We start from the raw sequence: 14227 nt of genomic DNA on the forward strand, positions 1-14227 counted from the left end.
GTCCCGATGGTTGTCGAGCAATCTGCTGTCCCGATGGTTGTCGAGCAATCTGCTCGTGGCGAGCGCGCCTATGACATCTACTCGCGCCTACTCAAGGAGCGAGTGATCTTTCTGGTTGGTCCGGTAGAGGACTACATGGCCAACCTGATCTGTGCGCAACTGCTGTTCCTTGAAGCGGAAAACCCGGACAAGGACATCCATCTCTATATCAACTCCCCGGGCGGTTCGGTGACGGCGGGTATGTCGATCTATGACACCATGCAGTTCATCAAACCAAACGTGTCGACCACCTGTATCGGTCAAGCGTGCAGCATGGGTGCGTTTCTTCTGACGGCCGGTGCCCAAGGCAAGCGTTACTGCCTGCCGAACTCGCGTGTGATGATTCACCAGCCACTGGGCGGTTTCCAGGGCCAGGCATCGGATATCGAAATCCATGCCAAGGAAATCCTCTTCATTCGTGAGCGTCTCAACACGCTGATGGCCAAGCATAGCGGGCGTACTCTTGAAGAAATCGAGCGCGATACCAATCGCGACAACTTCATGAGTGCAGAAGCTGCGCGTGATTACGGGTTGATCGATGAAGTGATCACCCAGCGCCCGGCTTAAAAATAAGCAGCTCAAAATAGGGTTGGTCGGCTGGTCTGATCACCGGCGGGCTTGAAAAAGCCCGCAATAGCCTTCATCTTGTGTTGCAAGCCTATCGGATTTGGATCGAACGAATGACTGACACCCGCAACGGCGAGGACAACGGCAAGCTGCTCTATTGCTCCTTCTGTGGCAAAAGCCAGCATGAAGTGCGTAAATTGATTGCCGGCCCCTCGGTCTTTATCTGCGACGAGTGCGTCGACCTGTGCAATGACATCATCCGTGAGGAGGTGCAGGAAGCCCAGGCCGAAAGCAGCGCGCATAAATTGCCTTCGCCTAAAGAAATCAGCGGCATCCTTGATCAGTACGTGATTGGTCAGGAGCGTGCGAAAAAGGTTCTGGCAGTAGCGGTGTACAACCACTACAAGCGCCTGAACCAGCGTGACAAAAAGAATGACGACGTCGAACTCGGCAAGAGCAACATCTTGCTGATCGGCCCGACAGGCTCGGGTAAAACCCTGCTTGCCGAAACACTCGCTCGTTTGCTGAACGTTCCGTTCACCATTGCCGACGCAACCACCCTCACCGAGGCGGGTTATGTGGGTGAAGATGTCGAGAACATCATTCAGAAGCTGCTGCAGAAGTGCGATTACGACGTAGAAAAAGCCCAGATGGGCATTGTCTACATCGATGAGATCGACAAGATCTCGCGCAAGTCTGACAACCCGTCGATCACCCGGGACGTTTCCGGTGAAGGCGTGCAGCAGGCCCTGCTCAAGTTGATCGAAGGCACGGTCGCTTCCGTACCACCTCAAGGTGGTCGCAAGCATCCGCAGCAGGAATTCCTTCAGGTCGACACCCGTAACATCCTGTTCATCTGCGGTGGTGCGTTCTCCGGTCTGGAAAAGGTTATTCAAAACCGTTCCACCAAGGGCGGCATTGGTTTCAACGCGGAAGTGCGCAGCAAGGAAGAAGGCAAGAAAGTCGGTGAGTCCCTGCGTGAAGTCGAGCCTGACGATCTGGTCAAGTTCGGTCTGATCCCGGAGTTCGTTGGTCGTCTGCCGGTACTTGCCACGCTGGACGAGCTTGATGAGGCTGCATTGATGCAGATTCTCACCGAGCCGAAAAATGCCCTGACCAAGCAGTATGCCAAGTTGTTCGAGATGGAAGGYGTGGACCTGGAATTCCGGGCCGACGCGCTGAAATCGGTCGCCAAACGTGCCCTGGAACGCAAGACCGGTGCCCGTGGACTGCGTTCGATTCTCGAAGGCGTGTTGCTCGACACTATGTATGAAATCCCCTCGCAGTCCGAGGTGAGTAAAGTAGTGATCGATGAAAGCGTTATAGAAGGCAAGTCCAAGCCACTGTATATCTACGAAAACAGTGAGCCTGCTGCCAAGGCCGCGCCAGACGCCTAAGCGTCACGCAGCTGGAACAAAGAAGGGGCCTTCGGGCCCCTTTGCTTTTACTGCCTTTTATCCCTGTCTTTGTGCTTGTTTTTTTTGAAGGCAGCCCCCATCTTGGTTTCAAGCTTACTTCCATCTGTTTACGGCCTTATGGCCGCCGTAGAGGCGAAATCATGAAGACAACCATCGAATTGCCTCTCCTGCCATTGCGTGATGTTGTGGTTTATCCGCACATGGTTATCCCGCTGTTCGTGGGGCGCGAGAAATCCATCGAAGCCCTCGAGGCAGCGATGACGGGCGACAAGCAGATCCTTCTGCTGGCTCAGAGAAACCCTGCTGACGACGATCCCGGTGAAGATGCTCTTTATCGCGTAGGTACTATCGCGACCGTTCTGCAGCTGCTCAAGCTGCCTGATGGCACGGTCAAGGTTTTGGTCGAAGGCGAGCAGCGGGGCGCTGTGGAGCGCTTCAGCGAAGTGGACGGCCACTGCCGTGCCGAAGTCTCGTTGATCGACGAAGTCGACGCGCCTGAGCGCGAGTCGGAAGTGTTTGTGCGTAGCCTGCTGGCTCAGTTCGAACAATATGTGCAGTTGGGCAAGAAAGTCCCGGCTGAGGTCCTGTCGTCGCTCAACAGCATCGACGAGCCAGGCCGCCTGGTCGACACCATGGCCGCGCACATGGCCCTGAAGATCGAGCAGAAGCAGGAAATCCTCGAAATCATCGATTTGTCGGCCCGGGTCGAGCACGTTCTGGCGCTGCTGGATGCCGAAATTGACCTGCTGCAAGTTGAAAAACGCATTCGCGGTCGCGTCAAAAAACAAATGGAGCGCAGTCAGCGCGAGTACTACCTGAATGAGCAGATGAAGGCCATTCAGAAGGAGCTCGGCGACAGCGACGAAGGCCACAACGAAATCGAAGAGCTGAAAAAGCGCATCGATGCCGCCGGCCTGCCAAAAGACGCCTTGGCCAAAGCCCAGGGTGAACTGAACAAGCTGAAACAAATGTCGCCAATGTCCGCGGAAGCGACCGTGGTGCGTTCGTACATCGACTGGCTGGTTCAGGTGCCGTGGAAGGCCCAGAGTAAAGTGCGTCTGGACCTTGCGCGCGCCGAAGACATTCTCGACGCCGACCACTACGGTCTGGAAGAAGTCAAAGAGCGGATCCTCGAATACCTCGCCGTGCAAAAACGCGTGAAGAAAATTCGTGGCCCGGTGTTGTGCCTGGTCRGTCCTCCGGGCGTGGGTAAAACCTCGCTGGCAGAGTCGATTGCTCACGCCACCAACCGCAAATTCGTGCGCATGGCCCTCGGTGGCGTACGTGACGAAGCTGAAATTCGTGGCCATCGCCGTACTTACATCGGTTCGATGCCAGGAAGATTGATTCAAAAGATGACAAAGGTGGGCGTCCGCAACCCGCTGTTCCTGCTCGATGAAATCGACAAAATGGGCAGCGACATGCGTGGCGATCCGGCGTCGGCATTGCTGGAAGTGCTCGATCCTGAGCAAAACCACAATTTCAACGATCACTACCTGGAAGTCGATTACGACCTGTCCGATGTAATGTTCCTGTGCACCTCTAACTCCATGAACATCCCACCGGCGTTGCTGGACCGGATGGAAGTGATTCGCCTGCCGGGTTACACCGAAGACGAGAAAATCAACATCGCCGTCAAATACCTCTCGCCCAAGCAGATTACTGCCAACGGCTTGAAGAAAGGCGAGCTGGAATTCGACGCCGAAGCGATCCGCGACATCATCCGCTACTACACCCGCGAAGCCGGTGTGCGTGGGCTGGAGCGCCAGATTGCCAAGGTGTGCCGCAAGGCGGTCAAAGAGCATGCTATGGAAAAACGCTTCTCGGTGAAAGTCACTGCCGAGATGCTCGAACACTTCCTGGGCGTACGTAAATTCCGCTATGGGTTGGCCGAATCGCAGGACCAGATCGGTCAGGTGACCGGGCTGGCGTGGACGCAGGTGGGTGGCGAATTGCTGACCATCGAAGCCGCTGTCGTACCGGGTAAAGGCCAGTTGATCAAGACCGGTTCCCTGGGCGACGTGATGGTCGAATCGATCACCGCTGCGCTGACCGTTGTCCGCAGCCGTGCGAAGAGCCTGGGGATTCCCTTGGACTTCCACGAGAAGCGCGACACGCATATCCACATGCCGGAAGGGGCGACCCCGAAGGACGGCCCTAGCGCCGGTGTRGGCATGTGCACGGCCCTGGTRTCGGCATTGACYGGSATTCCGGTRMGWGCGGACGTCGCCATGACKGGYGAAATCACCYTGCGTGGTCAGGTGCTGGCGATTGGCGGCTTGAAAGAAAAACTGCTCGCGGCTCACCGTGGTGGAATCAAGACCGTGATCATTCCTGAAGAGAACGTACGCGATCTCAAGGAAATTCCGGACAATATCAAGCAAGATCTGCAGATTAAACCGGTTAAATGGATTGACGAGGTCCTGCAAATTGCGCTGCAATACGCGCCGGAGCCCTTGCCTGATGTGGTTCCAGAGATAGTTGCAAAGGATGAAAAACGCGAGTCTGACTCTAAGGAAAGAATTAGCACGCATTAGTACGCATTTGCCTGGGGGGCTTCCTTGACAGCTTTTTAGAGCCCTTGTTATAAAGCGGCTCTTAAGTGTCTGTAGGCCATTCAGCACACACGTTTTTTGCTTTCACCAAAAAAACTTAGAATCATACTCAAATAGATATAAGGGGACTTAGAGTGAACAAGTCGGAACTGATTGATGCTATCGCTGCATCCGCTGATATCCCGAAAGCTGCTGCTGGCCGTGCGCTGGACGCTGTAATCGAATCCGTCACTGGCGCTCTCAAGGCTGGCGACTCTGTTGTTCTGGTTGGTTTCGGTACCTTCTCCGTAACTGATCGTCCAGCTCGCATTGGTCGTAACCCTCAGACCGGTAAGACACTGGAAATCGCAGCAGCCAAAAAACCAGGTTTCAAAGCCGGTAAAGCACTGAAAGAAGCTGTCAACTAAGTTCGATTCAGGTTTTTGCCTATCCGGGTCAGGGTCATGCCTGACCTGGCAGCGGAGCGGTAGTCCAGTCGGCAAGTTGCCGGTCCGAGACACCGAGGGTCGCACGTTCGATCCTTCGATCCGCTCCGCCAGTTACGAGAAGGCGCATCCCCGGATGCGCCTTTCTTCTATCCGGATTCTACCCACGCTCCACGGTTGCCTAATTTTGAAGTTCAACCGTTTCTGGGGGACGCATGCTGCAGAATATCAGGGACAATTCACAAGGCTGGATTGCCAAGACCATTATCGGGGTCATCGTTGCACTGATGGCTTTGACCGGTTTCGACGCCATTTTTCAGGCCACCACGAGCAGCAATGACGCGGCCAAGGTCAATGGTGAAGAAATCACCCAGAACGAGCTGAGCCAGGCGGTTGATATGCAACGCCGCCAGCTTATGCAACAACTGGGCAAAGATTTCGACGCTTCCTTGCTCGATGAAAAAATGCTGCGCGAATCGGCCCTCAAAGGCTTGATCGATCGCAAATTGCTGCTGCAAGGCGCACAAGACTCGAAATTCGCTTTCTCCGAAGCCGCTCTGGACCAGGTGATCCTGCAGACACCTGAATTCCAGGTCGACGGCAAGTTCAGCCCTGAGCGTTTCGATCAGGTGATCCGTCAACTCGGTTACAGCCGTATGCAGTTCCGCCAGATGCTGGCTCAGGAAATGCTGATTGGTCAGCTTCGCGCTGGCCTGGCCGGTAGCGGTTTCGTCACCGACGCTCAGGTGCTGGCCTTCGCCCGTCTGGAAAAACAGACCCGCGATTTCGCTTCCCTGAATGTCAAGGTTGACCCGGCGTCTGTGAAGCTGACTGACGAAGAAGTCAAAGCCTACTACGACGAACACGCCAAGGAATTCATGACGCCGGATCAGGTGATCATCGATTACCTGGAATTGAAGAAGGCTTCCTTCTTTGATCAGGTCGCCGTCAAGGACGAAGACCTGCAAGAGGCGTATCAGAAAGAAATCGCGAACCTGTCCGAACAGCGTCGGGCTGCGCACATTCTGATCGAAGTGAATGACAAAATGACCGAGGCGCAAGCCAAGGCCAAGATTGAAGAAGTGCAGGCGCGTCTGGCCAAAGGCGAGAAATTCGAGGCCCTGGCCAAAGAGTTCTCCCAGGATCCGGGTTCGGCCAACAACGGCGGTGACCTCGGCTACGCAGGTCCTGGTGTCTACGACCCAGCCTTCGAAACAGCCCTGTATTCGCTGGCCAAGGATCAAGTCTCCGAGCCGGTTCGTACCGACTTCGGTTTCCACCTGATCAAGCTGTTGGGTGTGGAAGCACCTGAAGTGCCGACGTTTGCCAGTCTGAAAGACAAACTGACCCGTGAGCTGAAAACCCAGCAAGTCGAGCAGCGTTTCGTCGAAGCGACCAAGCAACTGGAAGATGCCTCGTTCGAAGCCTCCGATCTGGCCCAGCCGGCGCAAGACCTGAAACTGAACGTTCACACTTCCAAGCCGTTTGGTCGTGAAGGCGGTGAGGGCATTGCGGCCAACCGTGCGGTGATTGCCGCGGCGTTCAGTCCTGAAGTGCTGGATGAGGGTGCCAACAGCACCGCCATCGAACTCGATCCGGAAACCGTGATCGTGTTGCGCGCCAAGGAACACCTGAAACCCGCACAACTGCCGCTGGAAAGCGTAAACGTCGCCATCCGCACGCAATTGGCCAAGGAGCACGCCAGCTCTGCCGCCAAGACCAAGGCTGAACAGCTGATTGCCAGCCTGCGTGACGGCAAGACTCCGCTGGACACAGCAATTGATGGCCAGAACTGGAAAGTGACCGAAGCGGCTACCCGCGCTCAGGAAGGGGTCGACCCAACTGTGCTGCAAGCGCTGTTCCGGATGCCCAAGCCTGCCGCCAAGGACAAACCGACGTTCAGCAACGTGACCCTGGCCGATGGTAGCCTGGTGATCGTGCGTTTGAACAACGTGAACGAAGCGGCCGCGCCGACCGAAGAAGAGAAGGCTCAATACCGTCGCTTCCTCGCCTCGCGTATTGGCCAGCAAGACTTTGCGGCTTATCGCAAGCAGCTGGAAAGCGAAGCTGATATCAAGCGTTATTGATGCTTGATTGAACGTGTCGCGACACAAAGACCCCGGCCGAAAAGCCGGGGTTTTTTGTGTCTGAAAGTCCGGTAAAACGGTTATCCGTCGCCGGAAGCAGGCGTGGATCGACCTTTTCGCCTCAATGGCAGTCTTTACACGTGTAACTGTTTCAAGACACTAATCGATGCGCCGCTAAGCATCGATCTGTTGCACAATACGCCCCGGACCGTTTTCCTCAGGATGTTCAATGTTTAAATCAATTCCCATGCGTCTCGTCGGGCTGGCACTGGTGCTCGCCGCTGCCGGCTGCTCGTCCAAAAAAGCCGCGATCTATGAGCATGAGAACTTCGCCGACTCCGGCACCTTTTCGCGCAACTACCCCGTGACTGATGCGAAGACTTGCGAAGCGGCACGCCGTGCCTTGCTCAGCCAGGGTTACATCATTACCAGCAGCGACCCGAAGCTGATCAGCGGGCACAAGAGTTTCCAGCAGACCGGCGAGACGCACATGGAGATCAGTTTCAGTGTGGTCTGTGCCGATGACGGCAGCGACGGTCACCACGCGACCATGTTCGCCAACGCCTTGCAAGACCGTTATGCGCTGAAGAAAACCAATAACTCCGCCAGTCTGGGCGTCGGCGTGCTGGGCTCGGTATCGATGCCCATTGGTTCCTCCGACGACTCGATGGTCAAGGTCGCCAGCGAAACCGTTTCCTCGGCCAAATTCTACGAACGTTTTTTCACTCTGGTCGAATTGTTCCTGCCACCGGAAGCGAAGAAGGCCGCGCACATCGTCGAGAAGCCGAAAACCGACCTGGGCGTGCCTGAGGCCCAAGCGGCACCTGCACCTGCACCTGCACCGCCGGCGGCTGCGGTAGAACCAACGCCAGCCCCAACCCCGGCTGCCGAACCTGCCCCCGCCCCAGTAGCCTCGGAACCGTTTGCACCACCGGCGGAAACCGCGCCGATCACCCCTGCGCAAATTAGCGAGCCGGCACCAGCCCTGGAAGCGGTCACACCGCCACCGCAGTCGGACTTGCCGCCGCCAAGCGAGCCAATTCCGGCCATGCCGGTTTCTGGTCAGTAATCGATTCCTGACGGGGTCGGGTCAAATGACACCGATCCCGTAGGCGCTTTACGTTGATCTGCATCAGCCAGGCCGTAGTCCTACAGCCTCTATCGAAAAAAACCGGTGATAAATTCCTGGCCGCCTGCTACGTTTTATCAAGTAGCCGTTGAGCGGTGCGCCTGAGTCATTTTTCTTTCACAGGGGCACTTTATGCTCAGGGCCTTGGTCATTTATTCAGACATTTTTTAAACGAGCGCTGGGGGATTCAAAAATGGACGATTATCAAGAAGAGCTGCTCGAGTATCAGGCGTTTGAACTGGACCCGCTGGAACCCGCCGAAGACGCTACCGAGCTGTAAGCGTCAAGCGGATTGGCGATGACTGCGGCGAAACTCGCCGGGTGTCTGGCCATTCCAGCGTTTGAAAGCCCGTTGGAACGCTTCAGCTGAAGCGAAACCCAACAGGTAGGCGATTTCTCCGAACGCCAGTTCGGTATCGCGGATGTAGGTCATGGCCAGGTCGCGACGAGTGTCGTTGAGAATTGCGCGAAATTGCGTGCCCTCTTCGGCCAGTTTGCGGCGCAAGGTCCAGGTGGGCAGCTTTAGGCGTGCCGCCACTTCTTCGAGGTCGGGTTCCCGGCCACCATTGAGTAACGGCCCCAATAACTGAGTGATGCGTTCACGCAGGCTGCGGGTGCGTGTCAGTTGCTCCAGTTCCCGTTCGCAGAGTTGCAGCAAATGCCGCCAGGTACTCGGGCAGTGCACCGGGTTGCGTTGGGCAAGGCTGGTCAGGCTCAGACGCAGTTGRTTGTGTTCGGCGCCAAACTGGATCGGGCAATCGCCCAGCAGGGCATAGGCCTCGCGGTAGTCCGGCGCCTCGAATTCGATCTCGATGCGCTCAGCGCGCAGCGGGGCAGGGCTCAGGCTGGACAATTGCTGCAACCAGCCGGCGATGATCGAGTCCACGACAAAGCGGTTATAGGCGTTGTACGGGCTGATGGAGTAGAAGCGCAGCCACGCACCCTGAGTGTCCTCATGAAAGCTCGACTGACCGCGATAGTTGGAACCGTACAAGGCTTCGAAACGAATCAGGCAGCGCGCGGCCTCGCGAACCGTCGGCGCTTGGGCGGCCGTGACGCCCGCCAGACCGGCCTGGCTAAGGCGACAGAGCTGGCCCATGCGCAAACCCAGTGCCGGATCTTCCGTCAGTTGAATCGCCCCGTGGCCCAGGCGCATGTAGCGCGGGATGGACAGCCGGGCACCGGGCTCTGCTAACCGTGCCGCATCCAGGCCGTATTGATCGAGCAACGGTTGAGGGTCTACGCCGTGGCTGTGCACCGCATCGGCCAGGCTATGGACGAAACCTACCGACAAATCCCCGAGGCGCATCGGCAACGGCTTCATGGGTTACAACCAGAGGTTCAGCAACCGCGCACCACGGGCATTGCCGTCGGCGAACTGTTGACCGTTGTTGCTGAGAAAACTTTGCCCGGCGCTGCCCTGATCCCAGAACTGGCCGCGCAGGAACACACTCATCCCGGCGATGGCTTGGCTGCTCGGCGGTTGCGCGGTCAAGGTCAGGCGATGCCAGGCCTGACCTTCACTCAGTTCACCGGGTTTGAGGCTGACGGATTTGGGTGTCGGCAATCCCCGGTAACCACGCCACGGTTTATCCCAGGTATCGCGGCCGACGACGAACGCCGGAACTGCCACCAGTTGTACACCCTGTTCGTCGAGCTTGCGGTAATTCTCCGGGTACCAACTGTCGCTGCCGATCAACACGCCCAAGCGTCCGGCTGGCGTATCGATGACGGTGAGTGCCGGTTGGTCATTGGCCTTGGCGTCGTCAGGCTCCTCGAACACAGGGTGCATCTGGCGTTGAGGCTGTCCAATCGGCAGGCCATCGCGACCAAAGATCACACTGCTGTTGTACAGCGCGCCGCGCCCGATTTTCAGCCTGCCATCGATGACGCTGGGTTCCGGAAGCACGATGGTGCCCGCCACCAGTGTGACGTTAAATTCCTTCGCCAGCCCGCCGAACAGGGCTTGGTAATTTTTGGCCATGCCTTTGGCTTTCATTCGCAAATGGGCATCGTCGAGGCGGTTGCCGCCCTCGGCGCTGATCAGCGCGCGAATGAACTGCAACGGATTGCTCGCTGCCAGCCAGTTCATGGCTTCCTTGATCGTCGTAGCCTGGTACAGCTCATCTTTCTCGCCGCTGACCATCAGCCAGGTGCCGACATGTTCGGGCAGCACGACGATGGTCTTGTCATTCAGCAGGCCCTGATCCTGGGCGTTCTGCAAATAGGCGGCGAGTTTACGATGCAAGCGCTCGGGGCTTTGATAGTCGGTCGGGAACAGCTCGGGCTGGATGCCCAGCAGGTTTCCGCGATCGGCGGGTGTGCCCTGATCGATGGCCAGGTTGATGCGCAGGTCAGACAAGTAATGGCCCACGGGTCGGTCCGCGGCCCACATGGCGTAGGTTGTCAGGGCGGCAATGATCGCCATGGAAAAAGTCAGGTACAGAAGTTTGCGCATGGGTGGGCAGTCGACGGCCGTGTGCAGGGTTCGCGACTAGGGTAGGGCCCGTGCGCGCACTTGCCAAGGGGGGCTGCGCATTTGGATCAATAAGTTGTCAGTTTCGGTCATTGAGTGACAGCGGCGCGACTCTTAGTCTGTGGCACATGACTGACAGGAGCCAAAGAGCTCCTGCACTTTTTCCGTGATCGCTCGATGTGGAGTTACAAATGGCCGCCGCTCATTACCCGCACCTGTTGGCCCCGCTGGACCTGGGTTTTACCACACTGCGCAACCGCACCCTGATGGGGTCGATGCACACTGGTCTTGAGGAAAAACCCGGCGGTTTCGAACGCATGGCGGCGTACTTTGCCGAACGTGCCCGTGGCGGCGTTGGCCTGATGGTCACCGGGGGTATCGGCCCTAACGATGAAGGCGGGGTGTATTCCGGGGCGGCCAAGCTGACCTCCGAGGAAGAAGCGCTCAAGCACCAGATCGTGACTCGCGCCGTGCACGAAGCGGGCGGCAAGATCTGCATGCAGATCCTCCACGCCGGGCGTTATGCCTACAGCCCCAAGCAAGTCGCGCCAAGCGCGATTCAGGCGCCGATCAACCCGTTCAAGCCTAAAGAGCTGGACGAGGAAGGCATCGAGAAACAAATCAGCGATTTCGTCACCTGTTCGACCCTGGCGCAACAAGCCGAGTACGACGGCGTCGAGATAATGGGCTCCGAAGGTTATTTCATTAACCAGTTCCTCGCCGCCCACACCAACCATCGCACCGACCGTTGGGGCGGCAGCTACGAAAACCGTATGCGCCTGCCTGTGGAAATCGTGCGCCGTGTGCGTGAAGCGGTCGGCCCGAACTTCATCATTATCTTCCGCCTGTCGATGCTCGACCTCGTCGAAGGCGGCAGCACCTGGGAAGAAATCGTCACCTTGGCCAAGGCCATCGAAAAGGCCGGCGCGACCATCATCAACACCGGTATTGGCTGGCACGAAGCGCGGATCCCGACCATCGCCACCAAGGTGCCGCGTGCGGCATTCAGCAAAGTCACCGCCAAGCTGCGCGGTTCGGTGAGCATTCCGCTGATCACCACCAACCGCATCAACACCCCGGAAGTGGCCGAGCAGATTCTGGCCGAAGGCGACGCCGACATGGTGTCCATGGCGCGGCCGTTCCTCGCCGACCCGGACTTCGTCAACAAGGCTGCTGAAGGTCGCGCAGATGAAATCAACACCTGCATTGGTTGCAACCAGGCGTGCCTGGATCACACCTTCGGCGGCAAATTGACCAGTTGCCTGGTCAACCCGCGCGCTTGCCATGAAACCGAGCTCAACTACTTGCCGGTGCAGCAGATCAAGAAAATCGCCGTGGTCGGTGCCGGTCCTGCGGGTCTTTCCGCTGCAACGGTAGCCGCCGAGCGCGGGCATCAGGTGACGCTGTTTGATTCGGCCAGCGAAATCGGCGGTCAGTTCAACGTCGCCAAGCGCGTGCCGGGCAAGGAAGAGTTCTTTGAAACCCTGCGTTATTTCAACCGCAAATTGCAGACCACCAATGTTGAGGTGTGCCTGAACACCCGCGTCGACGTGGCTCAATTGGTCGAAGGCGGTTACGACGAGATCATTCTCGCCACCGGTATCGCGCCAAGAACCCCGGCGATTCCCGGCGTGGAAAACGCCAAGGTGTTGAGCTACCTGGACGTGATCCTGGAGCGCAAACCGGTGGGCAAGCGTGTCGCGGTGATCGGCGCTGGCGGTATCGGTTTCGACGTGTCGGAGTTTTTGGTGCACCAGGGCGTGGCCACCAGTCAGGACCGTGAAGCATTCTGGAAAGAGTGGGGCATCGATACTCACCTTGAAGCGCGCGGCGGTGTCGCGGGTATCAAGGCCGAGCCGCATGCGCCGGCCCGTGAGGTGTTCCTGCTGCAACGAAAAAAATCCAAGGTCGGTGACGGCCTCGGTAAGACCACTGGCTGGATTCACCGCACCGGACTGAAGAACAAGCAGGTGCAGATGCTCAACAGCGTCGAGTACCTGAAGATCGACGACGAAGGCCTGCACATTCGTATCGGCGAAGCCGGCGAACCGCAAGTGTTGCCGGTGGACAATATCGTGATCTGCGCCGGGCAGGACCCGCTGCGCGAATTGCAGGATGGGTTGGTGGCAGCGGGGCAGAACGTGCATCTCATTGGTGGCGCGGACGTGGCGGCGGAGCTGGATGCCAAGCGTGCGATCAACCAAGGGTCGCGGTTGGCTGCTGAGTTGTAATCAACAGGTCTAGCGTGCCAATGGCTATCGCGAGCAGGCTCGCTCCCACAATGGATTTGCGGAATTCACACACCTTGTGGGAGCGAGCCTGCTCGCGATGGCTGCCTCTGAGCGTCTAGAATGCCAGCTCTTTACCCAGAGCCGGCATCGATGCTCCTCCCTCCCAACGACTGGCTACCCCAGCCCCCCCTCGAACCCCTCAAGCTCGACTGGCTCACCACCGCCGGTATCGAAGTCGCCACTTTGCGCCTGGACCAGATCGACCCGCTGATCAGCGGCAACAAGTGGTTCAAACTCATCGAACACCTCCACACCGCCGACCGCGCCGGTGCCAACGGCATCATCAGCCTGGGCGGTGCCCACTCCAATCACCTGCACGCATTGGCCGCCGCCGGCAAACGCTTCGGGTTCCGCACCGTCGGCCTGTTGCGCGGTCATCCGCAGGAAACCCCGACGGTGAAGGACTTGCAGGCATTCGGTATGCAATTGCATTGGTTGGGTTATGGCGGTTACCGGGCGCGGCATGAAGCGGGTTTCTGGCAACCCTGGCAGGCGCAATACCCCGATCTGCACCAGGTGCCCGAAGGGGGCAGTGGCCTACGAGGTGCAAGCGGATGCATGCGATTGAAGGCCATCGTCGACGATCAGCTGGGTGATCTGGGGTGGGGCGGCTACGACGGCTGGTGGCTGGCCTGCGGAACCGGCACCACCCTGGCGGGCCTGGTGCTGGCCGAGGCAGGCGAGCGCAAGGTGTACGGTGCGATGGCGGTGCCCGACGATCACGGTGTTGCGCAACACGTCGAATCGATTCTGCAAGAAGCGGGTGCAGCGCTGTTTAACTACGAACTGCTCGACGCCAGTCGTGGGGGCTTTGGCAAAGTCGAACAGCCTTTACTCGACTTCATTGATCACACTGAACAAGCCAGTGGTATACCTCTGGAACCGTTGTACACCGGCAAAGCGCTGCTGATGCTCAAGCAGCAAGTCGAGGCTGGAAATTTCAAAAAGGGTACACGCTTGATCTTCATCCACACTGGCGGCTTGCAGGGCCGTCGGGGGTTTCAATAACTACGCCATCCCTGTAATTGAATGGACTCGCCCAAGCCGAGGCGTCAATGCGCCACGGTGGCAGTCTAAACAGCCAACGACAGCGAGGGCGAGTCCATGAAAAAGCATACTTCGATTGATCAATCCTTGTCTTCTGCCGATTTGGCGGCCTGCACTACCGTGGCGGTTGACCTGGCCAAGCATGTGTTCCAGCTCGCCGGCGAAGACGCCCTCGGCAAGGTGCATTATGAGC

At 57.9% G+C, this 14227-nt stretch carries 10 protein-coding genes; 8 read left to right on the forward strand and 2 right to left on the reverse strand.

The genetic code is table 11. The annotated features are described in order from the left end of the window. Positions 1 to 6 precede the first annotated feature (6 nt). From clpP to AC1DSG_RS18595, 6 genes are all read left to right on the forward strand, one after another. Positions 7 to 606, forward strand: coding sequence for an ATP-dependent Clp endopeptidase proteolytic subunit ClpP (clpP, locus tag AC1DSG_RS18570; protein ID WP_477792192.1), 600 nt, complete (start codon positions 7 to 9; stop codon positions 604 to 606). A 113-nt stretch (positions 607 to 719) separates the two neighbouring features. Beyond that, a complete protein-coding gene (gene clpX / locus AC1DSG_RS18575; RefSeq protein ID WP_007946893.1) occupies positions 720 to 2003 on the forward strand; it encodes an ATP-dependent Clp protease ATP-binding subunit ClpX in 1284 nt (427 codons plus the stop codon). Positions 2004 to 2164: 161 nt separating this feature from the next. Next, positions 2165 to 4561, forward strand: a complete 2397-nt coding sequence (lon, locus tag AC1DSG_RS18580; protein WP_477792185.1) for an endopeptidase La — start codon at positions 2165 to 2167, stop codon at positions 4559 to 4561. A 152-nt stretch (positions 4562 to 4713) separates the two neighbouring features. Beyond that, positions 4714 to 4986 carry an HU family DNA-binding protein gene (locus AC1DSG_RS18585; protein ID WP_002552737.1) on the forward strand — a complete coding sequence of 91 codons (273 nt, stop codon included), beginning with the start codon at positions 4714 to 4716 and terminating at the stop codon, positions 4984 to 4986. Positions 4987 to 5219: 233 nt separating this feature from the next. Next, positions 5220 to 7091 carry a SurA N-terminal domain-containing protein gene (locus AC1DSG_RS18590; protein WP_477792186.1) on the forward strand — a complete coding sequence of 624 codons (1872 nt, stop codon included), beginning with the start codon at positions 5220 to 5222 and terminating at the stop codon, positions 7089 to 7091. Between the two features lie 229 nt (positions 7092 to 7320). Then, a complete protein-coding gene (locus AC1DSG_RS18595; RefSeq protein WP_477792187.1) occupies positions 7321 to 8160 on the forward strand; it encodes a DUF2242 domain-containing protein in 840 nt (279 codons plus the stop codon). A 343-nt stretch (positions 8161 to 8503) separates the two neighbouring features. On the opposite strand, the gene AC1DSG_RS18600 is transcribed toward AC1DSG_RS18595, so the two are convergent. Continuing rightward, on the reverse strand, positions 8504 to 9544 hold the full coding sequence (locus AC1DSG_RS18600; protein WP_477792188.1) for an AraC family transcriptional regulator: 1041 nt from the start codon (positions 9542 to 9544) through the stop codon (positions 8504 to 8506). 3 nt (positions 9545 to 9547) lie between these two features. Then, positions 9548 to 10678 carry a nitrilase-related carbon-nitrogen hydrolase gene (locus AC1DSG_RS18605; RefSeq protein WP_477792189.1) on the reverse strand — a complete coding sequence of 377 codons (1131 nt, stop codon included), beginning with the start codon at positions 10676 to 10678 and terminating at the stop codon, positions 9548 to 9550. Between the two features lie 209 nt (positions 10679 to 10887). Here AC1DSG_RS18605 and AC1DSG_RS18610 point away from each other — a divergent pair, with 209 nt between their 5' ends. Together AC1DSG_RS18610 and AC1DSG_RS18615 are read left to right on the forward strand one after the other, a co-directional pair. Further along, positions 10888 to 12927 (forward strand): oxidoreductase, encoded by a 2040-nt coding sequence (locus AC1DSG_RS18610; RefSeq protein WP_477792190.1) that lies wholly within the window; start codon positions 10888 to 10890, stop codon positions 12925 to 12927. Positions 12928 to 13077: 150 nt separating this feature from the next. Continuing rightward, a complete protein-coding gene (locus AC1DSG_RS18615) occupies positions 13078 to 13995 on the forward strand; it encodes a 1-aminocyclopropane-1-carboxylate deaminase/D-cysteine desulfhydrase (RefSeq protein ID WP_477792191.1) in 918 nt (305 codons plus the stop codon). Positions 13996 to 14227: the final 232 nt, after the last annotated feature.

Source organism: Pseudomonas sp. P5_A12, from assembly GCF_056400685.1.